The sequence below is a fragment of the Antribacter soli genome (assembly GCF_021568775.1).
Classification (GTDB): Bacteria; Actinomycetota; Actinomycetes; order Actinomycetales; family Cellulomonadaceae; genus Antribacter; species Antribacter soli.
This window is the reverse complement of record NZ_JAKGSG010000042.1, coordinates 17,389-40,699: the sequence shown is the minus strand read 5'-3', so window position 1 is coordinate 40,699 and position 23,311 is coordinate 17,389. Positions and strand designations below refer to the sequence as shown.

The 23,311-nt window shown below is 73.9% G+C and carries 30 protein-coding genes; 17 read left to right on the top strand and 13 right to left on the bottom strand.

Annotated elements, in window-relative coordinates:
* Positions 1-14: 14 nt before the first annotated feature.
* Positions 15-185: a DUF8730 family Cys-rich protein gene (locus L1785_RS15615; RefSeq protein ID WP_236090202.1), complete on the top strand. Its 171-nt coding sequence runs from the start codon at positions 15-17 to the stop codon at positions 183-185.
* An 89-nt stretch (positions 186-274) separates the two neighbouring features.
* On the opposite strand, the gene L1785_RS15610 is transcribed toward L1785_RS15615, so the two are convergent.
* On the bottom strand, positions 275-673 hold the full coding sequence (locus L1785_RS15610; protein WP_236090201.1) for a VOC family protein: 399 nt from the start codon (positions 671-673) through the stop codon (positions 275-277).
* Between the two features lie 146 nt (positions 674-819).
* Between L1785_RS15610 and L1785_RS15605 the strand changes: the two genes are divergently transcribed.
* Positions 820-1,431 carry a GNAT family N-acetyltransferase gene (locus tag L1785_RS15605; RefSeq protein ID WP_236090200.1) on the top strand — a complete coding sequence of 204 codons (612 nt, stop codon included), beginning with the start codon at positions 820-822 and terminating at the stop codon, positions 1,429-1,431.
* Positions 1,432-1,499: 68 nt separating this feature from the next.
* Positions 1,500-2,258 carry a MerR family transcriptional regulator gene (locus L1785_RS15600; protein ID WP_236090199.1) on the top strand — a complete coding sequence of 253 codons (759 nt, stop codon included), beginning with the start codon at positions 1,500-1,502 and terminating at the stop codon, positions 2,256-2,258.
* Positions 2,259-2,382: 124 nt separating this feature from the next.
* Here the strand turns inward: L1785_RS15600 and L1785_RS15595 are convergent, their stop codons facing one another.
* Together L1785_RS15595 and L1785_RS15590 are read right to left on the bottom strand one after the other, a co-directional pair.
* Positions 2,383-2,805: a hypothetical protein gene (locus L1785_RS15595; RefSeq protein ID WP_236090198.1), complete on the bottom strand. Its 423-nt coding sequence runs from the start codon at positions 2,803-2,805 to the stop codon at positions 2,383-2,385.
* A 24-nt stretch (positions 2,806-2,829) separates the two neighbouring features.
* Positions 2,830-3,759 (bottom strand): DinB family protein, encoded by a 930-nt coding sequence (locus L1785_RS15590; RefSeq protein WP_236090197.1) that lies wholly within the window; start codon positions 3,757-3,759, stop codon positions 2,830-2,832.
* 189 nt (positions 3,760-3,948) lie between these two features.
* Between L1785_RS15590 and L1785_RS15585 the strand changes: the two genes are divergently transcribed.
* Positions 3,949-4,785, top strand: coding sequence for a PfkB family carbohydrate kinase (locus tag L1785_RS15585; RefSeq protein WP_236090196.1), 837 nt, complete (start codon positions 3,949-3,951; stop codon positions 4,783-4,785).
* Positions 4,782-5,429, top strand: a complete 648-nt coding sequence (locus tag L1785_RS15580) for a nucleoside/nucleotide kinase family protein (protein ID WP_236090195.1) — start codon at positions 4,782-4,784, stop codon at positions 5,427-5,429. The genes L1785_RS15585 and L1785_RS15580 overlap by 4 nt, the downstream gene beginning before the upstream one ends.
* Positions 5,430-5,453: 24 nt before the next feature.
* Here the strand turns inward: L1785_RS15580 and L1785_RS15575 are convergent, their stop codons facing one another.
* Both L1785_RS15575 and L1785_RS15570 read right to left on the bottom strand, forming a co-directional pair.
* Positions 5,454-6,173, bottom strand: a complete 720-nt coding sequence (locus L1785_RS15575; RefSeq protein ID WP_236090194.1) for an Rv3235 family protein — start codon at positions 6,171-6,173, stop codon at positions 5,454-5,456.
* A gap of 82 nt (positions 6,174-6,255) precedes the next feature.
* A complete protein-coding gene (locus tag L1785_RS15570) occupies positions 6,256-7,188 on the bottom strand; it encodes a LysM peptidoglycan-binding domain-containing protein (RefSeq protein ID WP_236090193.1) in 933 nt (310 codons plus the stop codon).
* Between the two features lie 142 nt (positions 7,189-7,330).
* Here L1785_RS15570 and L1785_RS15565 point away from each other — a divergent pair, with 142 nt between their 5' ends.
* Entirely contained in the window at positions 7,331-7,909 is a 579-nt protein-coding gene (locus tag L1785_RS15565) for a hypothetical protein (protein WP_236090192.1), read from the top strand.
* 117 nt (positions 7,910-8,026) lie between these two features.
* Here the strand turns inward: L1785_RS15565 and L1785_RS15560 are convergent, their stop codons facing one another.
* Positions 8,027-8,245: a helix-turn-helix transcriptional regulator gene (locus L1785_RS15560; RefSeq protein ID WP_236090191.1), complete on the bottom strand. Its 219-nt coding sequence runs from the start codon at positions 8,243-8,245 to the stop codon at positions 8,027-8,029.
* 122 nt (positions 8,246-8,367) lie between these two features.
* Between L1785_RS15560 and L1785_RS15555 the strand changes: the two genes are divergently transcribed.
* Genes L1785_RS15555 through L1785_RS15545 form a run of 3 tightly spaced genes read left to right on the top strand, consistent with a single transcriptional unit; the run spans position 8,368 to position 11,004 of the window.
* Positions 8,368-9,105 carry a CpaB family protein gene (locus tag L1785_RS15555; RefSeq protein ID WP_236090190.1) on the top strand — a complete coding sequence of 246 codons (738 nt, stop codon included), beginning with the start codon at positions 8,368-8,370 and terminating at the stop codon, positions 9,103-9,105.
* A complete protein-coding gene (locus L1785_RS15550; protein WP_236090189.1) occupies positions 9,102-10,457 on the top strand; it encodes a CpaE/TadZ family protein in 1,356 nt (451 codons plus the stop codon). Before L1785_RS15555 ends, L1785_RS15550 begins: the two co-directional genes overlap by 4 nt.
* Before the next feature lie 4 nt (positions 10,458-10,461).
* On the top strand, positions 10,462-11,004 hold the full coding sequence (locus L1785_RS15545) for a DUF6912 family protein (protein ID WP_236090188.1): 543 nt from the start codon (positions 10,462-10,464) through the stop codon (positions 11,002-11,004).
* 70 nt (positions 11,005-11,074) lie between these two features.
* On the opposite strand, the gene hisN is transcribed toward L1785_RS15545, so the two are convergent.
* Positions 11,075-11,869, bottom strand: a complete 795-nt coding sequence (gene hisN, locus L1785_RS15540; protein WP_372461875.1) for a histidinol-phosphatase — start codon at positions 11,867-11,869, stop codon at positions 11,075-11,077.
* Between the two features lie 178 nt (positions 11,870-12,047).
* Between hisN and L1785_RS15535 the strand changes: the two genes are divergently transcribed.
* The gene (locus L1785_RS15535; RefSeq protein WP_236090187.1) at positions 12,048-12,458 is read left to right on the top strand and encodes a VOC family protein; all 411 of its coding nucleotides are present in this window, start codon (positions 12,048-12,050) and stop codon (positions 12,456-12,458) included.
* Positions 12,459-12,503: 45 nt separating this feature from the next.
* The gene (locus L1785_RS15530) at positions 12,504-13,151 is read left to right on the top strand and encodes a DUF6928 family protein (RefSeq protein ID WP_236090186.1); all 648 of its coding nucleotides are present in this window, start codon (positions 12,504-12,506) and stop codon (positions 13,149-13,151) included.
* 28 nt (positions 13,152-13,179) lie between these two features.
* On the opposite strand, the gene rsgA is transcribed toward L1785_RS15530, so the two are convergent.
* From rsgA to L1785_RS15515, 3 genes are all read right to left on the bottom strand, one after another.
* Entirely contained in the window at positions 13,180-14,334 is a 1,155-nt protein-coding gene (rsgA, locus tag L1785_RS15525; protein ID WP_236090185.1) for a ribosome small subunit-dependent GTPase A, read from the bottom strand.
* A gap of 10 nt (positions 14,335-14,344) precedes the next feature.
* Positions 14,345-15,676, bottom strand: a complete 1,332-nt coding sequence (gene aroA / locus L1785_RS15520) for a 3-phosphoshikimate 1-carboxyvinyltransferase (RefSeq protein WP_236090184.1) — start codon at positions 15,674-15,676, stop codon at positions 14,345-14,347.
* Positions 15,677-15,788: 112 nt separating this feature from the next.
* The gene (locus L1785_RS15515) at positions 15,789-16,280 is read right to left on the bottom strand and encodes a DoxX family membrane protein (RefSeq protein ID WP_236090183.1); all 492 of its coding nucleotides are present in this window, start codon (positions 16,278-16,280) and stop codon (positions 15,789-15,791) included.
* A 290-nt stretch (positions 16,281-16,570) separates the two neighbouring features.
* On the opposite strand from L1785_RS15515, the gene L1785_RS15510 reads away from it, so the two are divergent.
* Positions 16,571-17,278: a sigma-70 family RNA polymerase sigma factor gene (locus tag L1785_RS15510; RefSeq protein WP_236090182.1), complete on the top strand. Its 708-nt coding sequence runs from the start codon at positions 16,571-16,573 to the stop codon at positions 17,276-17,278.
* Positions 17,275-17,562, top strand: coding sequence for a mycothiol system anti-sigma-R factor (gene rsrA, locus L1785_RS15505; protein ID WP_236090181.1), 288 nt, complete (start codon positions 17,275-17,277; stop codon positions 17,560-17,562). Before L1785_RS15510 ends, rsrA begins: the two co-directional genes overlap by 4 nt.
* A 78-nt stretch (positions 17,563-17,640) precedes the next feature.
* Here the strand turns inward: rsrA and L1785_RS23410 are convergent, their stop codons facing one another.
* Positions 17,641-17,715: a 50S ribosomal protein bL37 gene (locus L1785_RS23410; protein WP_370449906.1), complete on the bottom strand. Its 75-nt coding sequence runs from the start codon at positions 17,713-17,715 to the stop codon at positions 17,641-17,643.
* A gap of 189 nt (positions 17,716-17,904) precedes the next feature.
* Here L1785_RS23410 and L1785_RS15500 point away from each other — a divergent pair, with 189 nt between their 5' ends.
* The 3 genes from L1785_RS15500 to L1785_RS15490 are packed head-to-tail and all read left to right on the top strand — an operon-like array spanning position 17,905 to position 20,290.
* Positions 17,905-18,774 (top strand): DUF4097 family beta strand repeat-containing protein, encoded by an 870-nt coding sequence (locus L1785_RS15500; protein WP_236090180.1) that lies wholly within the window; start codon positions 17,905-17,907, stop codon positions 18,772-18,774.
* Positions 18,774-19,496, top strand: coding sequence for a PadR family transcriptional regulator (locus L1785_RS15495; RefSeq protein ID WP_308113345.1), 723 nt, complete (start codon positions 18,774-18,776; stop codon positions 19,494-19,496). The genes L1785_RS15500 and L1785_RS15495 overlap by 1 nt, the downstream gene beginning before the upstream one ends.
* A complete protein-coding gene (locus L1785_RS15490; RefSeq protein WP_236090179.1) occupies positions 19,493-20,290 on the top strand; it encodes a DUF4097 family beta strand repeat-containing protein in 798 nt (265 codons plus the stop codon). Before L1785_RS15495 ends, L1785_RS15490 begins: the two co-directional genes overlap by 4 nt.
* Before the next feature lie 104 nt (positions 20,291-20,394).
* On the opposite strand, the gene L1785_RS15485 is transcribed toward L1785_RS15490, so the two are convergent.
* Together L1785_RS15485 and L1785_RS15480 are read right to left on the bottom strand one after the other, a co-directional pair.
* Entirely contained in the window at positions 20,395-21,000 is a 606-nt protein-coding gene (locus L1785_RS15485; protein ID WP_236090178.1) for a GDSL-type esterase/lipase family protein, read from the bottom strand.
* Positions 21,001-21,214: 214 nt separating this feature from the next.
* A complete protein-coding gene (locus tag L1785_RS15480) occupies positions 21,215-22,189 on the bottom strand; it encodes an aldose 1-epimerase family protein (protein WP_236090177.1) in 975 nt (324 codons plus the stop codon).
* 124 nt (positions 22,190-22,313) lie between these two features.
* Here L1785_RS15480 and L1785_RS15475 point away from each other — a divergent pair, with 124 nt between their 5' ends.
* Complete coding sequence (locus L1785_RS15475; protein ID WP_236090176.1) at positions 22,314-23,309, top strand: aldo/keto reductase; 996 nt, start codon at positions 22,314-22,316, stop codon at positions 23,307-23,309.
* Positions 23,310-23,311: the final 2 nt, after the last annotated feature.

The following is a 23,311-nucleotide window of genomic DNA, read 5'->3' as shown; positions in this document are numbered from 1 at the left end:
CGGAAGGAACCTCCATGTGTAGCGCGACCACCTGCCGCCAGTGCGGCAAGACGACCTGGGCCGGTTGCGGCCAGCACGTCGAGGACGTCCGGCGCGGTGTCCCGGCGGCCCAGTGGTGCGCCGGCCACGACAGCGGGCCGAAGGACGGCGCCAAGGGCTTCCTGGCGCGGCTCTTCTCGCGCTGAGCCCGCGGGGCCGGCGTCCGGCATCGGACGCCGGCTTCAGCGGCGGCGGCCTGAGGTACCCGGAGCGAGCGGTCCGGCGTCGGGCGGCCTCAGCCCTCGCCCTGGTAGCTGTGCGTCACGGCCTCGACGTTGTTGCCGTCCGGGTCGCGGACGTAGGCCGCGAAGTAGTGCTGGTGGTACTCGGGCCAGACGCGGGGCGCGTGCAGCGGCTCGGCGCCGAACGCCAGCGCGGCGTCGTAGAACGCGCGGACGGCCGCGGCGTCCTTCGCCCGGAATGCGACGTGGATCTCCCGGTTCGGGCCCATGTCATCGAAGCGGCCGAGCCAGAAGTCCGGCTGGCCCTCGGTGCCGTAGCCGACGGCCTCGCCGAAGTCGACGCCCTCGCCGAAGTCGCGCTGCCGGGAGATCCCGAGCGTGCCGAGCACGGCGTCGTAGAACGCCTTCGCCCTGCTGAGGTCCGCGCAGTTGATGCTGACGTGATCGATCATGTGGCCATCGTGGCACCGGCTGGCCGCCTCCGTCAGTGAACCGAGAACCCACCGTCCACGTGGATCGCCAGGACGCCGGGAGCGGCACGGGACGCGGTCCACCCGGGCGACTCGTCCGCCGTCGGGCCGACCGCTACCGTCGAGGCATGACGGACGAGCCCGGCCTCGAGCGCCCGTACACGTTCGCGGAGCCGATCCCCACCGAACGGCTCGTGCTGCGGCCGATGCGGCTGGCCGACGCCGACGCGGTGCACGCGTACCAGTCGCGCGAGGACGTGTGTCGCTACCTCCTGTTCGAGCCGCGGGACCGCGCGCGTGTTGCCGAGAGGGTCACTGAGTACGTGGCGCACGACCGGTTGGAGCGCACCGGCGACTACGTGCAGATCGCCGTGGAGCGCCGGTCCGACGGGCGGCTCCTCGGCGACGTGTACTTCCAGCTCAAGAGCGTGCCGAACCGGACCGGCGAGATCGGCTGGACCTTCCACCCCGACCACCACGGCCAGGGCTACGCCAGCGAGGCGGCCCGGGCCGTGCTCGGGCTCGCGTTCCGCCGACTCGGCCTGCACCGCGTCGTCGCCGAGCTCGACCCCCGCAACGACGCGTCGATCCGACTGTGCCGCCGGCTCGGCCTGCGGGAGGAGGCGCACTTCGTCCGGGACCTGTGGTTCAGGGGTGAGTGGGCGGACACGGGGGTCTACGCGATCCTCGACGAGGAGTTCGCCCGGGCCGGGGAAGCGGCCCCGGCGGACCCGGACTGAAGCCCTTCGACGGCGCCGACGCTTGAGCACTTGCGGTTGACGCAACGTCAACCTCTACCGTCTCAGACATGGACTGGTCCATTCAGGAGGTGGCGCGGCTCTCCGGCACGACGAGCCGCACCCTGCGGCACTACGACGCCATCGGGCTGCTGCGCCCGACCCGGGTGGGCTCCGGGGGCCTGCGGCACTACGACCGCGACGCCCTCGTGCGCCTGCAACGGATCCTGCTGCTGCGCGAGCTGGGCGTCGGCCTCGGCGCGATCGCCGAGGCGCTCGACGCCCAGGGCGACGAACGTCGTGCGTTGCGCACCCACCTGCAGTGGCTGCACGCCGAGCAGGAACGCCTGGCGCGGCAGGCCGCCTCCGTGGAACGGACCATCACGGCACTCGAGAAGGAGGAGGACATCATGGCCGGCGACATGCTCGACGGTTTCGACCACACGCAGTACAAGGACGAGGTGGAGGAGCGCTGGGGGCGTGACGCCTACGCCCGCGGCGACGCCTGGTGGCGGGGGCTCAGCACGGAGGGGCAGCGCGAGTGGCGCGCCCGGGCCGAGGAGCTCGGGCGCGACTGGATCGCCGCCGCCGAGGCCGGGATCGACCCGGCGGGCGACGAGGCGCAGGCGCTCGCGGCGCGGCACGCCGAGTGGCTGGGCTCGATCCCGGGCACGCCCGGGTCGGAGCACGGCCGCCCGACGGCCGAGTACCTGCTCGGCCTCGGCGACATGTACGTCGCGGACCCGCGGTTCGCCGCGAACTACGGCGGCGTCGAGGGCGCGACCTTCGTCCGGGACACGCTGCGCGCGTACGCGGACCGGGAGTTCTGAGCGGCCTTCGCTGTCCGCCGCCGCCCGCCCGCGTGGTGTGGGAATCGGCGTGAATTCGGGCCCGGATTCACGCCGATTCCATACCCACGACAGGCCGGTCCAGGCGTGACAGCACGGGCGCCGGTCAGGCCGCGTCGTCCGGTGCCAGCGGGCGCACGCCGTCGTCGGACGCGACGAAGAACGCCAGGACCGGCAGTCCGCGCGCCTCGGCGGTGGCTCGCAGGCCCGACGCCCACGCCCGGTCGGCGTCCGTGACCAGCTCGGGGCCGGGGCGCTCCAGGACGAGGACGAGCCCGGCGCCCGGCAGCTCTTCGAGGAGCTCGTCCCAGAGCCGGCCGACGTGCCGGACGGCCCGCGGGTCCGGCTCGGCCGGCACGTCGTCGACCGGCAGGAGGGCGGGCAGCGGGCGGCGCTCGCTGTCGAGCATCACCGACCAGAGGGTGCGTTCGAGCGGGTCGGCGCCACGGTGGAGGAACTCGGCGAGTGCGAGCAGCGCCCCGTCGTCGGTCAGCGGGACACCGTGCTGGATGGGTGCGGTAGCAGTCATGACATCCAGCATGACCGATGTTGATCAGGCTTGGTCGTGGTTATCCACAGACAGGAGCTCGGCCAGCCGCCCGTGCCCGAAGAACTCGGCCCAGCCCGCCGGCGGCCTGGCCCACACGGGGTCGGCCGCCGTGGGGTCCGCACCGTGGTCCAGCAGGAATCGCACCTCGTCGTCCGCGCCTGCGGCGGCCGCGTAGTGCAGCGGGCCGGGCGCCTCGGGCGACGGTTCGAAGCCGTCCTCGACGAGGAGGCGCACGACGGGCCAGTGCCGCAAGCCGGCCGCCTCGGTGACCAGGGCGGGTCGCGTCGCACGGACGCCAGAGCCCGCACCGCGGGCGAGGAGCCCGGCGACGTCGTCGCTGCGCCCCGCGAGCGCGGCCGCCACGAGTGGTTCCTCGCGGTCCCGGTACGCCCGGTACAGGTCACGCAGCAGGCAGATCTCCGCGCCGTGCGCCGTCGTCTCCCGGTTCAGGTGCAGCGCGAGCCCCGCCATGGTGTCGTCCGCGAACGGACCCCCCTTCGGGCCGATGGGTCGCAGCAGCGCCTCGTCGTCGAGCGCGGCGATGCCGTCCCGCCACCGGGTATACCCCTCCTCGAGCATCGCGAGGCCCTCGGACGCGGTGACGGGGGTTACCGGCCAGTGGCGCGGGTCGTACATGTCGGCGTCCGGCGGTGCGTCGGTCGGCCCGAAGAGCGCCTTTGCCCGGCGGCCGAGCACGTCCCGGCCCACGTGCACCATGCGCCACGCGATGGTCGTCACGGGCGGCAGCGGCGGGTCGGGCGAGGTCTGCTCGAGCTCAGGCCGGCCGTCCGGTCCCGGGCGCACGCTCCAGGAACCGTCCACGGGCTCCCACAGGTACTCGTCGTCCGTGAGACCTTCGAGGCGGGGCCACAGGTGGGCGGCCCAGTAGAAGTCGAGCTGGTCGAGGATCAGCGTGCGCCAGGTATCACCCATGCAAACGAGCCTAGGACGGGTCACCCACACCTGCGGGGGCGACTCTTGACGTAGCCTCAGCACATGCCCGACAACCCCGCCGAGCCACCCGAAAAACCAGCATTGACCTGCTGGTTCGCTGGTCTTACCACGCTTGACGTGCTCCATCGTGCCGCCGCACGGCCCGGACCCAACCAGAAGATCACAGCCTTGAGGCAGGACGTCTCGGCCGGCGGACCGGCCGCCAACGCCGCTGTCACAGCCGCGGCGCTCGGTGTGCGGGCCGTTCTCGTGAGTGTCATCGGCACCGGTCCCGTGGGCAGCGTCGCCCGCCGTGACCTGGAGCGATACAGCGTCGAGGTGCACGACGTCGCACCCCGCGACGACACCCTCCTGGCCGTGTCGGCCGTGCTCGTCGACGACGTCACCGGCGACCGGTCCGTCGTCTCGCCGGACGCGACCCTCGCTCCTTCCGACGCCGTCCCCACACCGGACGCCCTGGGAGCGCTACCGCGCCCGGACATCGTCTTGCTCGACGGGCACCACCCGGCGATCGCACGGGCGGTCCTCGCCTTTGTCCACGAGCTCGAGCCCCGCCCACAGGTCGTGCTCGACGCCGGTCGCTGGCGCCCGGTGTTCGCGGAGCTCCTCCCTGCAGCCGACGTCGCGGCCTGCTCCGCCGACTTCGCCCTGCCGCCGGACGCCGGCGTGACGCTGCCCGACGGCGGTGCCCGCGCCGACATGGCAGCGCCGCACGCGGTGGACGCCGCGCCCCCCGGGCCGCGTGCGCTCGTGGTGACTCACGGCCCCGACCCTGTCGAGTGGGCGGAGGCCGACGGCCGACGGGGCACGGTGGACGTGCCGCAGGTTGCGGCGCGCGACACGCTCGGCGCCGGTGACGCGTTCCACGGCGCCCTGGTCGTTGCGCTCGCCCGCGGCGACGACCTGCCGGACGCCTGCGCGTTCGCGGCGCGTGTCGCGTCGACCCGGGTCGCGCACGTGGGGCCGCGCGAATGGCTGGCCGAGATCGGTACCGTCTCGCCATGAGCCGGAACGCCGTCCCGCTGACCACCCACGACCTGGTCGCCCGCGCAAAGGCGCTCGCCGTGGCGGGGGAGCGGCGCGTCCTCGGCCTGACGGGTGCGCCCGGCGCCGGCAAGTCGACCCTCGCGGAGGTGCTGGCCGCGGCCCTCGGCCCCGACCTGGCGGTGGTGGCAGGGATGGACGGCTTCCACCTGTCGAACGCGGTCCTGGAGCGGCACGGCAGCCGCGACCGGAAGGGCGCGATCGACACGTTCGACGACACCGGGTACGCGACGCTCGTCGAGCGGCTGGCGCGGGCCGGCCGGGGCGACCCGCCCGTGTACGCCCCGGCGTTCCGGAGGGATCTCGAGGAACCGATCGCTGCCGGGATCGAGGTGCCGTCCACCGTGCCGCTCGTCATCTCCGAGGGCAACTACCTGCTCGTCCCGTCCGGTGCGTGGCCCGCAGCCCGCGCTCTCATGGCCGAGGTCTGGTACCTGGACCCGATCGAGGACCTGCGGCTGGAGCGGCTGGTCGCGCGGCACCACGCGTACGGCAAGCCGATGCCGGATGCCCGTGCGTGGGCGCTCGGGACGGACCAGCGCAACGCCGACCTGATCGTCAGGACCCGCGACGACGCCGACCTCGTCGTGGAGTGGACGGCCTGACCGCACGTACCGACCGCTGCGGGGTCAGCCGATCTCCAGGCAGGCGACGCGCCACACGCCGCGTCTCGCCTCCAGCCGGACCGCCGCCGCCCGGACCCGGCCTTCGTCCTGCAGGATCACCGCCGCCTCGGCCGCCGTCTCGCCGATCCGCATGAGCCGCACCCGGCGAACCATCGCCGGGTGTGCGGCGGGCCGCGGCGGCAGGACCTCACGCATGAGGCGGCCGCGCTCCAAGAGCTGGTCATAGACCTGCGGCGTTACCCAGCGGGCGAGCTGCGTTGCCGGCCGCTCGCCGCGCAGCACCTCCACTGCGGCGCGGACCACGCGGCAGACCTGCGCCGTCGGGTCGGGCAGCACCGCCTCCGGCTCGGGCGCGGGACGGCCGTCGCGCACCTCGGCGGTCTCCCGCAGGTCCGGGTAGGCCGTGCTGCCCATCCGCACCTTCCGGATGCGGTGCCCGACGGCGGCCGCCGTGCCGGCCGTGGCCCCTCCGACCGAGGGACTCGTGGTGGGTGCGCGGGGTACCGGCGCCGTACGGATCCCGGACGTGATCGCCGGGGTGGCCGAGGTTGCCGGGGTCGACGGGGCGACGGCAGGAGCGGACGGGGCCGCCGGAGCGGACTGGACCGACTGGACGGACGGCGCCGGGCCGATGCCGGCCGGAACCGTGGGGACCGGTCCTGTGCGGACAGGTTCTGTGCGGACGGGTTCTGAACGGACAGGCGTGTCGAGCGTGGTGGTCATGCGTGCCTCCTGAAGGGTGCGAGGGCGCAGGGAATGTGGTCCCGTGCGTGCGGGCGCGACGTGCGCCGTGTTGTCGGCGGTCTCAGGCAGACGGGGCGCGCAGGGTCTGACCGGGGAGGATCAGGTCGGGGTCCGCGCCGACAGCTGCGCGGTTCCCGGCGTACCAGCGGGCGACCGCCTCGGCGATCTCTGCGGCCGGCGGGGAGCCACCCAGGTGCGCCGCTGCGATCTCCCACAGCGTGTCGCCGGGCACCACCACGACGGTCGGCGGTCGCCCTCCACCGCCCGGCAGGCCGCGATCGGCGAGGTCCACGCGCACCGGGAACGCCGTTTCGGTCGCCGGGTTGTCGGGCTGACCGGGTACGGCGGGCCCGCCTGCGATGCCGCCGGGCGCCGCCGGGCTGGGCTCGGACGCCAGGGAACCGCCATCCGGGGGCGCGGCGGCTTCAGGAGCCGCCCCGTCGGCCGGTGCCGCAGTTGTCGGCTGCCAGCCCAGATCGAGGACGTGGGGCGCCGACTCGGCTTCCGGTGTGGAGCCGGCACCCGCGGCCGGAGCCGGCAGTGCGATCGCCGTCGGCGTCACGAGTGCGAGGCCGATCCCCGCGCCGACCGCGGCGTGGGCGAGGCGGCGGACGAGGAAGGGCGCGCTACGGGCGACGAGGCGCTCGCCGGCGGTCCACCGCCGCCCGGCGCGGGCCGTGAGCCCGCACGCCAGGGCGAGCAGGGCTGAGAGCCCGACCCAGGCCGCCGCGATCGCGCCGGCCCCGATGACCAGGAGCTCGACCATGGCGTCGACGCCCAGGTTCTCGGCTTGGAGCAGGCCGAGAGCTCCGGTGCCGAGCGGGCTTCCGTCGGTCCGCGAGGCGCGAGCCGCGCCGCCCATGACGGCGGCCGCGACACCGTGGGCCCGGAGCCCGAGCAGGGCCGCCGCGGCGCTCAGGCCGAGCCCGAGAGCCAGGAGTGCGGCGATCCCACCGTGCTGGCGTGATGGAGGTGAGATGGCGTGCTTGGTCAAGGAATCCCCCTGGTCCTGCTGACGACTCGGTTTTCTACCCGATCATCGCGGTTGATGTGCTCTGGTGGGTGATATTCAAACCCGGTTGCCGAATCGTGTCCAGAGATGAGCGGGATGCCTGTGGATGATCGAAGGTGGGGTCATGTACGAACCGACCCCCGCCGCGCCGACCCGCTGGGAGCTGCTTTTCGCCGACCTCGAGGCGCAGGCCGCCGCGCAGGACGCGGCGGAGGCGGACGCCCTCGTGGCCGAGCTGACGCGCGCCGAGCACGCCACGATGACCCTCGCGGAGCGGTTCCGGGCGGCGCTCGGCGCGGAGGTCGTGCTCGACCTCGCCGCAGGCGAGCCTGTCCGCGGGACCGTGCTGGAGGCCGCCGCTGAATGGGTCCTGCTTCGCGGGATCGCTCCGAGCGGGCCGCTGCAGCACCTCGTCCCGCTGTCGGCAGTGTCCGGGGTGTCGGGCCTCGGACGGCAGGCCGCGCCGCAGCAGCGGCGTGAAGGGCTGGGGCTCGGGCCGGCGCTACGCGGGCTGCAGCGCGATCGCGCGCGGCTCCTCGTGCGCACGCTCGCGGGGGCCGTCGAGGGCCGGGTGGGTCGCGTCGGCCGCGACCACTTCGACGTCGACGTCGTGCGCGGTGACGGTGCCGCGCCCCGGTCATCGTGGCCGGGTGCGCGCACGGTGCCGTTCGCCGCGTTGCTGTGCGTCAGTGAGGCACCCTGATCCGGCTCGCCAGGCGCACGCGCGGCTCGGCCGGCCACGCCAGGAGCCGGCGGCGGGCATGAGAGGGCCGCGCGTCCCCGGGAGTGCCGGTGGCGCGCGGCCCGATGGCGGGAGAGGTCAGGAGTCCTGGTTCTCCGGGTCCTTCAGTCGTTCGCGGCTCTTCGCGTACATCCGCTCGATGTAGGCCTCGAGCTCCTTGGCCTCGATGCGCCACACCTTCTTGGGTCCCACCTGGATCGCAGGGAGGTCACCGGAGCGGACGAGGGCGTAGCCCTGTGCCATGGAGATGCTGAGGGTCTCGACCACGTCGGCCAGGGAGAGAAATCGCCTTTCCATGCCAACAGTGTGGCACGAGGCACTGACATCGTGCGGTTATCCACAGGAAGAGTTCATCTGATGCCGGATCGGGGGTGTTCGCACACAATGGTTGACGCCCCCACAACCCTCCGGAGGAGTCGATGTCGTACGCCCCGAGCGTCCCTGTGGACCGGATCGTTCCCGGGCCGCTGCCCGAGCCGGTCGCGGCGCGGCTGAGGCGTCCGTCCTGGCGGGACCCGCGACTGGTCGTCGGCGTCGTGCTCGTCGCCCTGTCGGTGGCCCTCGGCTCGTGGGCCGTCTCCTCTGCAGGACATACGGTACCGCTCTATGTCGCTGACGGCCCGCTGACCCCGGGCGAGCCGCTCGACCGCTCCGCCCTGCGCACCGTCGAGGTCCGGATCGCCGCCGGGACGGACCGCTACCTGCGTGCGGACGAGCCGCTACCGCAGGGTCTCCTGGCCCTCCGCGCAGTCGGTGAGGGCGAGCTCGTCGCGCGGTCCGCCCTGGGTTCGGGGGTAGACGTCCGTTCGGTCGCCGTCCCGGTCGGCACGGCGCTGTCCGACCGCATCCGGCCGGGAGCCGTCGTCGACCTCTGGTTCGTGCCCGAGCCGCCCGTCGCCGCTGACGCGGTCCGGGAGGAGCCGACGCTGCTGGCCGCGGCCGTCGTCGTGGAACAGGTCGATCGCGCCGAGGGTGCGCTCGTCGTCGCAGGTGGCAGCACCCTGCACGCCCTGATCCCCGCCGAGCACCTGCCTGCCGTCCTCGCCGCGCTCGCCGACGCCGGCAGCGTCGCCGTGGTCCCCGTCGCGGGCGCCCTCACGGATGCCCCGGGTGCGGGCGGCGACGGCGCCCCGGCCGGCGCCGGGGAGGGCCGGTGACCGAGCGCGTCGTGACGGTGCTGTGCGCGGTGCGAGGCCCCGACGAGACGGCGGTGGTCACGGTGCTGGGCGCGGCCGGCGCGGCCGTGACGGTCACGCGGCGCTGCGCCGAGCTGGCGGAGCTGCTCGCTGCGGCGGAGGCCGGTGCGGGGGTCGTCGCCGTCGTCTCCGTGGACCTGCCGGGTCTCGACCGGGAGGCGGTGGCCCGCCTGCGGCGCGCAGGGACGCGCGTGGTCGTCCTCGCCGACGGGCACGCTTCCGCCGGGCGGGTCTCGGGCCTCGGCCCGGACGCCGTCGTCCCGGGCTGGCCGGTCGACCCGGAGGGCCTCCTCGCCGCGGTCCGTGACGAGACCGTGGCCGGCCCCACGGTGGCAGAGCCCCCCGTGCCCGACGGCGGCCGGCCGGGTGCCGTCGTCGCCGTGTGGGGTCCCGCGGGGTCGCCCGGGCGGACGACGACCGCGATCGAGCTGGCGGCAGCGCTCGCCGGGCTGCCGGACCGGGCGGGCACCGGAGGGGCTCCGACGGCCTCCGGCGTGCGGCTGCCGACACGACCGGGCGCCGGTGTCCGGGCCCGGCGCGGCCGCCGTCCGACCGGCCCGCGCGACACGGTCCTGCTGGTCGACGCCGACACGTACGCGTCGTCGGTCGCGACCCGTCTCGGCCTCCTGGACGACGCGCCCGGTCTCGCCGCCGCGGCGCGGGCCGCCGGGCAGGGCGTGCTCGACCTCGTCACGCTCGCCCGGCACAGCCCCGTGGCCCTACCCGGAGTACGCGTCCTGACCGGGATCACACGCCCGGCCCGGTGGCCGGAGCTGCCCGCGAGCGCGCTCGAGGTGGTCTGGGAGCGGGCGCGCGAGCTCGTGACCTGGACCGTCGTCGACTGCGGCCCGGTCCTGGAGGCCGACGAGCTGCTGATGTACGACACGCACGCGCCGCAGCGCAACGCCGCGACCCTGGCCGCCCTCGCGGCGGCCGACGTCGTGGTCGTCGTCGGTGCGGCCGATCCGGTCGGGTTGCAGCGCCTCGTCCGGGGGCTGGAGGACCTGCGCGAGGCTCCCGTCGCCGTGGCCGGCGTGCGGGTCGTCGTCGCGAACCGTGTGCGGGCCGGCGCCGCCGGGCCGCGTCCGGAGGCGGCCGTCCGGGACGCGCTCGCCCGCTACGCCGGGGTCGTCGACCTGCACGTGGTTCCCGACGACCCGGCGGGGGCCGACGCGGCGCTGCTGGCTGGCCGGGCGCTCGCCGAGCGGGTTCCCGGATCCCCGGCGCGCGCCGCCTTCGCCGCGCTCGCCGAACGCGTGCGCGGGCTCGTGCCCGCCGCCCGCAGTGCGATCGGGCCGGCCACGGCAGACTGAGCCCATGCGCATCTACGTGCCCGCCACGCTCGACGAGCTCGACTCGGCCACCACCACGGCCGACGCGGCCCGATGGACCCTCGCGCCGCGCCCTGCGCACGCGGTGACGAAGGAGCTGGAGGCCGCCCTGCCCGACGAGGACGAGGAGGGCCTCGAGTACGCCGCCGCGATCGAGGCCGCGTCGGACTCGCTCGCGCTCGTCGCGGCCCGCCCGGGTGTGCCGCTGCAGCGCGTGGTGGTCACGGTCGAGGTGCCCGACGCCGCCGTCGGCCCGGCCGGCGCGGACGACGACGTCGCGCCGTCGGCCGTGCAGGTCGTCCGCGACGTGCCGGAGGTGGCGATCGTGTGCGTCCACGTGGACGAGCCGGAGGCCGCGGCCGACGTCGCGGACGTCCTCGCCGCCGCCGACGAGGAGAACGACGCCGAGGAGACGGGCGCCGTGGGTGCCGAGTCCGAGAGCGCGCTCGACGCCGCGCTCCAGCGCATCACCGACCGCGACCTGCTCTGGTACGACTGGTCCGAGCTGGGAGACATCCCCCGGGCGTAGCCTCCGGCGGCGCGGCGGCCCCGACCGGGCGGCCCGGGGCCGGCCCGACCGGCTCCCGCCCGGGTCGCCGTCAGGCCAGGAGGTCCAGCACCTCGTCGTGCAGCGCACCGTTCGTCGCGACGGCGTTGCCGCCCCACGGCCCGTGGACGCCCTCGAGCGACGTGAAACGCCCGCCCGCCTCGACGACGATCGGGACGAGCGCGGCCATGTCGTACACCTCGAGCTCCGGCTCGGCGGCGATGTCCACAGCACCTTCGGCGACGAGCATGTACGACCAGAAGTCGCCGTAGCCGCGCGTGCGCCAGCAGGCGCGGGTCAGGTCGAGGAAGCCGTCGAGCTTGCCGCGCTCCTCCCAGCCCGTCAGCGAGGCGTAGCTCAGCGACGCCTCACCCAGCTTCGCCACGCCCGACACCGACAGGCGGCTCGCAGCGTGCAGCGACTTGCCGGTCCAGGCGCCCGAGCCCTTCGCGGCCCACCAGCGCTTGCCCAGCGCCGGCGCCGACACGAGGCCCATGACGACCTCGTCGCCGTCGGCGAGCGCGATGAGCGTGGCCCACACGGGCACGCCGCGCACGAAGTTCTTCGTGCCGTCGATCGGGTCCACGATCCAGCGCCGCGCCCCCGAACCTGCCGAGCCGTACTCCTCGCCGACGACGGCGTCGCGCGTCCGCGCCCTCGCGAGCTGCGCACGGATGAACTCCTCGGCCGCGCGGTCGGCGTCGGAGACCGGCGTGAGGTCGGGCTTGGTCTCGACCCGCAGGTCCCGTGACTTGAAGCGCGACATGGTGATGGAATCGACCTGGTCGGCGATCACGTGCGCCAGGCGCAGGTCGTCGTCATAGCTCGTCTTCGTCACGGCTGGCACGGGGCTCACCGTAGCGTCGCGTGAGGCCTGGAGGACACACGGCCGCGCCGAACGGGCGGATTCTCACCTTTGCCCACCCCGCTCCGGCGGACGTCGCCGACGGGCGCCTGCGGCGTCGACAGCTCTTGCGCCGCGGCCCGCGATTAGTACACTAGTTCGAAGATCCGAGGAGGTCGTCATGCCCCACCCGACAGTGATCCCGATGCTCACCTACGCCGACGGCAGCGCCGCCATGGACTGGCTCATCAACGCGTTCGGCTTCACCGAGGCGGAACGCTGGCTGGACGACGACGGACGGCTCTCCCACGGCGAGCTCCTCGCCGGCGACGGCCGAGTGATGCTCGCCGAGCTGGCGTCCTACCAGGGGCCGACCGCCCACCGGGCCCACTGCCCGGCGTCGGACGTGTGGCTGTCGACACCGTGGGTGATCGACGGCGTGCTGGTCTACGTGCCCGACGTGCGCAAACACTTCGAGCGTGCGAGCGCCGCGGGCGCCGGGCTCCTGTCCGGGATCGAGGCGGAGGAGTACGGCACGCTCTACCGCGCGGAGGACCTCGAGGGCCACCGCTGGATGTTCATGCAGGCGTGACACGCGACTCCTCGGTACTGTCGAGGCGTCACGGGAGGGGTTGGCATGGGCGTCAAGACCGCGATGCTGGTCTGTGGGGACGTGGAGACGGACCTGGCCGCTGCACTGGCCGGGGCGGCGGACGGCGCCGACCCGGACGGCGCGAGCGCGCTGGTGAGCCTTCTCTACCCGCCCCATCGTGTCCGGCCCGACGGCGACGATCCGTGGGAGCTCGTCGAGGCGGTCTATCCGCCCGAGGGGCACGCCTACGCGCTCTCGACGCCGGACGTCGACGTGATCTGCGACCGCGCGTTCATGATCGACCGGCCGTCGCTGCTTCCGGAGCACCTCGTCGCGGCGAGCACCGGCCGGCGCCTCGTCCTGCACGCCATGCACAGCGTGGTGGACTGGTTCGCGTTCGCCGTCTGGGAGGACGGCGAGCTGGTGCGCGCGCTGAGCCTCGCTCCCGACGACGGCATCCTGGAGGACCTCGGGGAGCGGCTCCCGTTCGAGGAGCCTTACTGGGCAGGCTCGTTCCCCGTCGCCGCTGACCGCGGGGAGGCCTACCCGCTCCCGTTCCACCCGCTCGAGCTGGGCGAACGGGCACTGTACGAGTTCTTCGGCTTCGCGTTCGAGGGTTTCGACGGCGACGAAGGGGTCGAGTGGCGCGTCGACCCCGAGGACGTGCGACTGTTCGGCTTCGAGGTCGCCTGACGCCTCACCGGACCTGAGCGGCGTCCGGTCAGTGGTCGTCCGTGCCCGAGCGGCTCGCGAGCAGGCGGCGGAACGAGGTGACGCGGGCCTCGCGCGGGGCGCGGGTCGCGTCGTCGGGGGAGGCGGCGACCCAGTCGTCGAGGGCGCAGTCGGGTGCGTCAGCGAGATGCGTGCAGCCGCGGGGGCACTCCTCCGCCACTGCCGACAGGTCCTCGAAGGCGTGCAGCAGGTGCGCCACCTCGACGTGCGCCAGGCCGAAGGAGCGCACGCCCGGGGTGTCGATCACCCAGCCGTCGTGGTCGGCGGCCTCCAGGCCATCGCCCAGGTCTCGCGCGGGGCCGACCGGCAGCGGTAGGGCCACCGCCGACGTCGACGTCTGCCGCCCGCGCCCGGTCACGGCGTTGACGACGCCGGTCGCCCGCCGGGCGTCCGGCACGAGCTCGTTGATCAGCGTCGACTTCCCGACGCCCGAGTGCCCCACCAGCACCGACGTGCGGCCGCGCAGCAGGGAGCGCACCTCCTCGACGGAGTCGCGCGCGAGCCGGACGCGGCCGTCCTGGGCGACCGGCGCGCCGCCGTCATCCGGCGCTGCGCCCTCGCCCTGCGGTGCTCCACCGACGTCCCGAGGCTCGGGCAGCGCGCTCTGCGTGACGACGACCTTGACACCGAGGGGCTCGTAGAGCCCGCGCAGCGCGTCGGGCGAGGCGAGGTCCGCCTTGGTCAGGCAGAGCAGGACGTCCATCCCGGCGTCGTACGCGGCGACGACGCAGCGGTCGATCATGCCGGTCCGCGGCTCGGGCTGGGCGAGCGCGGTGACGACCACGAGCTGGTCGGCGTTCGCGACGACGATGCGCTCGTACGGGTCGGTGTCGTCGGCAGTGCGCCTCAGCGTCGAGGTCCGCTCCCGGATGCGGACGATCCGCCCGAGCGAGCCGTCCTCGCCCGTCACGTCGCCGACGACGTCCACCCGGTCGCCTACCACGGCGCGCTGGCGCCCGAGCTCGCGCGCCTTCATCGCGAGCACGCTGCGGTCCTCGACGAGCAGCGTGTAGCGGCCCCGGTCCACGCCCGTGACCAGGCCGGTCACCGCGTCGGCGTGCTCAGGTCGCTGCTTGCTGCGCGGGCGCGAGCCGTGCTTCGACGGACGGGAGCGGAAGTCCGACTCGTCGCGGATGCGGGCCATCAGGCGGCCGTCACTCGGGCGTCCTGGACCCGGCCAGCATGCGGAGCCACATCCCGGTGAAGCCGGGGAGCGTCTTGGCCGTCGTGTCCACGTCCTCGACACGCAGGCCGGCGACCCGCAGGCCCAGCAGCGCGGCCGACGTGGCCATGCGGTGGTCGGCGTAGGTGCGGAACACGTCGCCGTGCAGCGGCCGCGGCGTGATGACGAGCCCGTCCCGGGTCTCCTCGCACTGCCCGCCGAGCCGCGTGATCTCGCGCGCCAGGGCCGCCAGGCGGTCCGTCTCGTGGCCGCGCAGGTGCGCGATCCCGCGGAGCCGCGTGGGCGAGTCCGCCAGCGCGGCGAGCGCGGCGAAGGTGGGTGCGAGCTCGCCGGCGGCGCGCAGGTCGACGTCGATGCCGTGGATCGCGCCCGTGCCGGTCACGGAGAGCACGTCGCCGTCGAGGGAGGCGGCGCCGCCCATGCGGGTCAGCAGGTCGGGCACGAGGGCGCCCGGCTGGGTGGTCTTGTCGGGCCAGCCCGGGACGCGGACGGTGCCGCCCGCGATGACCGCGGCCGCGAGGAACGGCGCGGCGTTCGACAGGTCGGGCTCGACGCGGAACTCGCCCGCGTGGACCGGGCCGGGGAAGACCCGCCAGATGCCGTCACGGCTGTCGTCGACGGTGACACCGACGGAGCGGAGCGTGTCCACCGTCATCTCGATGTGAGGCAGGCTCGGCAGCGTGGTGCCGACGTGGCGCAGGGTGAGGCCCTGGTCGAACCGCGCCGCGGCCAGCAGCAGGCCGGACACGAACTGGGACGATCCCGACGCGTCCACGTCGACCGACCCTCCGCGCACGTGGCCACGGCCACCGACCGTGAACGGCAGGTGGGTCGGTACCGCGCCGCCGTCGTCTCCCGCGATGGGGATGTCGAGCGCATTGAGCGCCGCCAGGACCGGGCCCATGGGGCGCACGCGCGCCTCAGGGTCGCCGTCGAACCGGACGGGCCCGTCGGCGAGGGCGGCCACAGAAGGTAGGAAGCGCATGACCGTGCCGGCCAGGCCGGTGTCGATGTTCGTGCCGCCGTGCAGGGGGCCGGGCGTCACGTGCAGCGTCGACGGGACGTCGCCCTCCTCGACCTGCGTGCCGAGCGCACGGAGAGCACCGATCATGAGGTCGGTGTCACGGCTGCGCAGGGCTCCGTGGAGCACTCCCGGGCCGTCTGCCAGGGCGGCGAGCACCAGCAGGCGGTTCGTGAGGGACTTGCTGCCGGGCACGTCGACCGTCGCGTCCAGCGGGCCGCCCGCGAGCGGTGCCTCCCAGGCTGCGGCGGCGGGGGCGGTGGTGGTCGGCGTGTCCGTCATGTGCCGAGGTTATCGCGGCGGGCTGCCGCCCCGCCGTCCCGGCCGCCCCGCGGCGGTCCCTGCCGCGCACGTCGACCCGATCACGTGACCGGTCAGGCTGAGGGGCGGCCGGTCAGGCGTGCGTGACGGCCTTCTTCGCGTCCTTCGCGGCGTGGACGGCTGCCCGCGTCGCGCGCGCGTGCTGAACACGCCACGCGACGCCGGGCCGGCCCTCCATGTCGGCGCCCGCGATGAGCGCGGCGCCGACTGCACCGAGGTTCCGCACGAACCGCTCGGTCCGTGCGGACCGCTCCGCCTTCGGCGCAGTGAACGGCTGGTTCACGGCCGCGAGCGGGAGGGTGAGCAGCGCGAGCGCGAGGGCCGACACGCGTGGCGCCTTCCCGAGCGCGAGCAGGAGCCCGGCGGCGGCAGTCGCGGCACCGTGCGCCCGCACGAGCGTCGTGAGCTGCTTCTCCGTGAGCGGCTCGACGCCGAACGTCTTGGTGGCCAGGACCGAGCCCTCCCGCGCCGCCTGCAGGTGCTCGTTCGGGTGCAGGGCCGCCTGGGCCCCGTCGTAGATGAACCAGGAACCGAGCAACGGCCTTGCCATGTGTCGCAGCAGCATGGGTCCACCTTGACAGAGGCTCGGCCCGATCGCACCGCCGGACAGGCCAGGTGATCCACGAGACCGCCCGGGAGGGGAATGCCCTGCCGTGTGCCGCCGTTCTACCCGACGTGATGACACGCCTCGTCGCGGACCGGGAGACCGGACCCGCCCCTGTTCCGCTCTTCGCGGTGCCCTCGGACTCCCGGATCCTGGGCGCGGCGACGGAGTCCGGTCCCGTCAAGGGTGTGGGCCACCGCACTGGTGAGATTGCGGACGCGGCCTGGCCCGCACGGATAGGCTCGATGCCGATGACCGAGAACCCGGTGGAGCCGGCGGTCGGCGAGGGCCTCGACGAGCTCGAGAACCTCGACCGGACCGAGGCCGACGCGCCCGAGACGGACGAGCAGACGGACCGTGCCCCGCTGGGGGAGGACGCGTCCGCCCGCGCCGTGCGCTTCGAGACCGACGCCCTGCAGTACCTCGACCAGCTGTACTCGGCGGCGCTGCGCATGACGCGCAACCCCGCGGACGCGGAGGACCTGGTCCAGGAGACGTTCGCCAAGGCGTTCGCGGCGTTCCACCAGTACCGCCCGGGCACGAACCTGAAGGCCTGGCTGTACCGCATCCTGACGAACACGTTCATCAACAGCTACCGCAAGAAGCAGCGCGAGCCGCAGCAGTCGCAGGCCGAGGAGGTCGAGGACTGGCAGATCGCGCGCGCGGCGTCGCACACGTCGCAGGGGTTGCGCTCGGCCGAGGCCGAGGCGCTGGACCACCTGCCCGACAGCGACGTGAAGCGGGCGCTGGCGGCGCTGCCCGAAGATCGCCGGATGGTCGTGTACTACGCCGACGTCGAGGGCTTCCCCTACAAGGAGATCGCCGAGATCATGGGGACACCGATCGGGACGGTGATGTCACGGTTGCACCGCGGTCGTCGGCAGCTGCGCGAGCTGCTCTCCGACTACGCGGCCGAACGAGGACTTGTTGCGACGAAGTCGCCCGGAGGTGGGCAGTGAGCGAGCAGGAGCGGCGCGGGGAGGCGTCCGTGGTGAAACCGATCCCGCACGACACGGGCGGGGAGAACGAGTGTGAGCACGCGCTCACGCACATCTACGAGTACCTCGACTCGGAGATGACGCCGGAAGACGAGCAGCGGATGCGCGCGCACGTGGCGCACTGCTCACCGTGCCTGGCGGAGCTGAGCATCGAGGAGCTCGTGAAGAAGCTGGTGCGGCGGTCGTGCAGCGAGCGGGCGCCTGAGACGTTGCGCTCGCGCATCCGGCAGCAGCTCTTCGCCTGACAACCCTGTGGGTGCGCAAAAGGCGGGAATCCGATCGAGGATTCCCGCCTTTTCCGTACCCACAAGGTGTGGGCATGCTCAGGCGTTGGGACGCCTGCCGTGGTTGGCGGCACTGCCCTTGCGGCTGCGACGCTTCCGACCGCGCTTGCTCATGGGTGTCTCCTGACAGGTGACCGATGGGTTCGTCCCATGGTCCCATACGCGCGCGCTCCGGCCGAACCTGCGGGTTCCCCCTGATCCGACCCTGATCTTCCGCGCCGGGGGTTGTCGGCGCCAAAGACGCGATATAGCGTGTCTCGGAGACGCGATATATCGCGTGAGTCGACGAGGCGGGGAGCGGGCATGAGCAGCGAGTCCTGGACCGTCACCGGTCCGCAGACCATCGAGGTGGACGGCGTGACGGCGCTCGCGGCGCACGTCGTGGACGGCCGGCTGGACGTCGTGGCCCACGACGAGCCGGTGACGCGGGTGGAGGTGCACTCCGTGGACGGCAGGCCGGTCGAGGTCAGGTTCGACGGCGGACGCCTCGTCGTCGGCCACGAGACGGGCCTGAGCGGCTGGCAGGCGTTCCTCGCGCAGTTCCGGGACTTCCACGGACGGGCGCGCGCCGACATCCACGTGGCGGTCCCGCGCGACGTCACGGTGAAGCTCGGCACCGTCCGGGGCGAGGGCCTCCTGGCGGGCACGACGGCGGGCGCGAAGGTCTCGACCGTGTCCGGCTCGCTGCTCGTGTCCCGCACGGCGGGGTCGCTCAAGATCTCCTCGGTCTCGGGCGACGTCACCGTCCGGGAGCACAGCGGTCACCTCACGAGCAGCACGGTCTCCGGTGACGTCACCGCCACAGGCGCCGTCGACGAGGTCGTGTCGAGCTCGGTGTCGGGCGACGTGACGATCGACCTGACCGCGCAGCCGCGCACCGTGAGGTCCAGCGCGATCTCGGGCAACCTCCTGCTGCGACTGCCGGACGCGGGCGTCGTCGACACCATGGTGTCCGCGGTGAGCGGCCGGGTCGTCGTGGGCGGCCTGGAGATCAACGGACGCGGCGAGCGGCAGGTGCAGCCTGGCCGCGCCGGCGCGCCCACGTACCTCAAGGCGTCCACGGTCTCCGGCAACGTGACGGTGCTCGGTGGCGCCTCTGAGCACGCCCCGGCCTACGGGACGCCCGGCCCGGCCGACGCCCCGCCCGGCGGTCCGGTCACGGACGCGCTCTGATGCCTCCCGTCTTCGCTCACGGCGAGCTGCGCCTGTACCTCCTGGTGCTGCTCGTCGAGGGGCCGCGACACGGGTACGAGCTCATCACGGAGCTGGCCGGTCGCTTCGGCGGTACCTACCGGCCGAGCGCCGGGACGATCTACCCGCGCCTGGCCCGCCTCGAGGAGGAGGGCCTGGTGCGCCGTTCGGAGGCCGGCCGCAAGGCGACGTACGAGCTCACGCCCGAAGGCCGAGCGGAGGTGGAGGCCCGCTGGGACGACGTGCGGCGTCTCGAGCGTGCCGTCGCCGAGACGGTGCGCACCCGCGCCGACGACCTCCGGCAGGACATCCGCAGCACGATGCAGGGCCTGCGCGCCGAGCTCGCCGCGGCGGCGCAGGAGGCGCGGGCTCGTCCGCGGCCTGGGCCCGGCACGCCGCCGGACCCGCGCCGTGCGACGTCGTACACCCTGCGGCAGGAGGCCGAGATGGTGCTCCGCCGGTTCCGCGACGACGTCCTGGCAGACCTGCGGGAGGCCGACGTCGCGAGCGCCGTCTCCACGCTCACCGTGGACACCGTCCGCACCGTCCTCGCCAGCGCCCGCTCGGCGATCGTCGCGACCCTGCCGACCGCGCAGGGACCACCCACCACCCCGGGACCCGGCGGTCCGCCCGGATCGCCTGGCGTCCCGGATGCCACCAGAATGACCACCGGAACGACCGACACGAACGGAGCATCCCGATGAGCACCGAGTCCTGGAGCGTCGCCGCACCGCAGACCATCGAGGTCGCGGATGTGCGGAGCCTCACCGTCCGACTCACGAACGGCCGGGCGGAGGTGATCGCGGACCCGTCGCGCGCCTCCGGCGCTCTCGTCGAGGTCCTCGACGTCTCCTCGCGGCCGCTGCAGGTCCTGGCCGAGCACGGCAGCCTGCGGATCGCCTACGACTTCCCCGGCGTGGAGGGGTTCGTGGACCGCTTCCGCGGCCTCAAGGACCAGGACTCGGCGACGGTGCGGGTCACCGTCCCGTCCTCGACGGTCCTGGACGTCGCGGCGGTCGGCGCGGAGATCGTGGTGACCGGCGGGCAGGGTCGCGTCGACGCGAAGACGGTCAGCGGCGCGCTGGCGGTCTCGGGTACGAGCGGCACGCTCGCGACCAAGTCGGTCTCCGGCCCCATCACGGTGTCCGAGCACGCGGGTGACGTCACGACCGCCACCGTTTCCGGCTCGGTCGCCCTCACGGGTGCGCTGGGCCGCGTGACCGTGAACGGCGTGTCGGGCTCCGTCGACGTGACGGCCGACGGCACCACGCCGCTCGTCACCGTCAAGACCGTGTCGGGGTCGGTCGGCGTGCACCTGGACGCCGGCTCGCCCGTCAACCTGCGGGCCCGCAGCGTGACCGGAAAGGTCGTGCTCGACGGCGTCCCGGTCCCCTCCAGTGCTCAGCGCACCGTGGTCGTCGACCACGCGGAGCCCGGCGCGGCGGCCTACGTCTCGACCAACACGGTCTCGGGCGTGGCGTCCGTCTCGCGGGGCTGAGACCCGCCGCTGCCCGACGCCTGTCTGGTCGCCTCCTGGAGGAGGCGACCAGACAGGCGTGCCCCGGCCCCAGGCACACCACCCGGCCCTACGTCACGCCGGCGTCAGGCCTCGTCCTGGGGCAGTCCCAGCCAGGCGTGCCAGCCCGTGTGCAGTACCAGCCACGCCATGAGGCCGTAGCCCGCCTGGCCCGGGTAGGTGCTGCCGTTCTGCGCGAGGTCCGCGAGCCACTGCTCGTGCGACGCGAGCGGCGTGTACGTGTCCACGTACGGGACGCGACGGCGGCTTGCCACATCCGCGAACGCGTCGGACAGCTCCGCGATCCGCTCGCCGTCCTCCGGCCGCCCCGGCGGCGGGCCGACGACGAAGGCCGGCACCCGGTGCGAGTCGGCGACGTCGAGGATGTTCGCCAGGTTCAGGCGCGACCGGGCCACGGACAGGTTCGAGCCGACGTCGTGCCGGCCGAGGGCGACGACGAGGCGGTTCTCCACCTCGCCCTCCGGGCCGAACCGCGCCCACGCCTCGGCCTCCCAGCGGGCGCTGAGCTGCGTCGTCGTCTCGCCGGGGATGGCGAGGGGGAACACCATGGCCGGCCGGTCGAAGTGCGTGCGCGCCACGACCCGGCCGGTCCACCCGAGTGCTCGGGCGTCGCCCACTCCTACGGCCAGCTCGTCACCGACGACGCAGATGCGCACCTCGCGTTCCTGCACGGACCTCTCCTTGCCTCGCCCGGCCGCCCTGTCGACGGGGAGCGGCCGCCCCCATTCTCAGGTACAGGGGAGCGACGACCTGGGATTTCGTGACGCGCGCGCCGCAACACGCCGGGTGCACGGTACCCGGTCCCACCGACAACCTCCCGGCGACGACATCACTCGGGTGGGGGAGAAGTCCCCATCGACTCGCGGCTCGGGCGGGTGCCTCGGCTCACGAGAGCGTCATGCCCCAACGGACCACGTGGGAGCCGCCCGGCGCGAGCCGCACGAGCCGCTCGCCCGTGACGAAGGCGTCGGCGACGCAGCTCATCGGCTCGATCGCCATGCCCATGCGCCGGTACCCGGCGTCGACGTGGTTGCCGGAGCAGATCTGCCACACGTCCATGGACCCGTCCATCCAGAGGGCCGCGGTGCGACCGTCGGGGCCGGTCAGCAGGCCCCAGGAGAGTCCTTCGGCGTCGCGCAGGACGTCCACGTAGGCGTCGTCGAGGTCGAGGCCGCGCGCCGCCCGGGCGATGCGCAGGTCGAAGTCGCCCGCGGCGGGCTCGGTGCCGGTCGGCAGGAGGCGCTCGTCGGTGGTGACCCGGGTGGTCGCGTCGAGTCGGACCGTGCACTCGTCGAGCGGGGCGCCGCCCGTGGACAGCCACGGGTGGAAGCCGGCGCCGTACGGAGCGGGCGTCGACCCGGTGTTCGATGTGGTGAGCGTCACCTCGAGGCCGGCGTCGGAGAGGGCGTAGCGGACCCGGGAGACGATCGCGAACGGGTAGCCGGGCTGCGGCACGAGGGCGAGCTCCAGCTCGACGGCCGACTCCTCGTGGGACACGAGGGACCACCGCTCCCAGGACGCCAGGCCGTGCAGCGCGGTGCCGCGGCCCGGCTCGGTGAGCGGGAGCCGGTACTCGACGCCGTCGAAGGTGTAGGCGCCGTCGCGCAGGCGGTTCGGCCAGGGGAGCAGCACGGCGCCGTTGTAGACGGGGTTGATCTCGTCCTCGGCGAACGGGACGACGACGTCGCGGCCGTCCACCGTGTACTCGCGCACGGCGGCGCCGACCTCGGTAACGGTGGCGTGGTGCGTGCCGTGGGCGATGCGGTACTGGGCGCCAGAGGGCGCGGACGGTGCGGTCGGTGCGGCCTGGGTGCCGGCCGCTACGGTGGTGCCGTGGGCCGGGATATCAACGATGTTCACGTTCACACCGTAATGGCAACGCTCTTTCGTCGGGCGCACCGTAGCGTTGGACAGCAGACTGTCCCACGTGTGCCCCGCCACCGATGGCGGGCCGCGGGCGCTCGCACCACAGCATGGAGGAACGATGGAAAAGCAGGTACTCGGACGGACCGGCCGGCTCGTGCCGGTCGTGGGCCTGGGCACCTGGCAGCTCGGCGCTGACTGGGGCGAGGTGAGCGAGGCGGACGCGCACGCCATCCTCGACGCCGCGTTCGAGTCCGGGGTGGACTTCTTCGACACCGCCGATGTCTACGGCGACGGGCGGAGCGAGCAGGTGATCGGCGCCTTCCTGAAGAACCACCCGGACGCGAGCATCACGGTCGCCACGAAGATGGGCCGCCGGATGCCGCAGGAGCCGGAGAACTACGTGATGGACCACTTCCGCGAATGGACGGACCGGTCCCGCCGCAACCTCGGCGTCGACCGGCTGGACCTGGTGCAGCTCCACTGCCCGCCCACCTCCGTGTACTCGGACGACGAGGTGTTCGACGCGCTCGACACCCTCGTCGAGGAGGGCGTCGTCGCCAGCTACGGCGTCAGCGTCGAGACGGTCGGGGAGGCGCTGACGGCGATCGCCCGCCCGAACGTGGCGAGCGTGCAGATCATCCTCAACGCCTTCCGCCTCAAGCCGCTCGAGGAGGTCGTGCCGGCGGCTTCGGCCGCGGGAGTGGGCATCATCGCCCGGGTGCCTCTCGCGTCGGGCCTGCTGTCCGGCAAGTACACCAAGGACACGGTCTTCGCCAAGGAAGACCACCGCAACTTCAACCGGGACGGCAGCGCCTTCGACGTCGGCGAGACGTTCTCGGGTGTCCCGTACGAGGTCGGGGTGGAGGCCGCGGGCCGCTTCACGGAGCTCGTCCGCGAGACCTTCGGCGAGAGCCTCACGCCGGCGCAGGCCGCGATCGCGTGGGCGTGGCAGCAGCCTGGCGTCTCGACGGTCATCCCGGGCGCCCGCAGCCCCGAGCAGGCGCGCTCGAACGCGGCCGCCGGGGAGGCCGGCACGCTCGGCCCGCTGTTCGCATCGGGCGTGCGGGAGATCTACGACGAGCTGGTCCGGGAGCACGTCCACGACAAGTGGTGAGG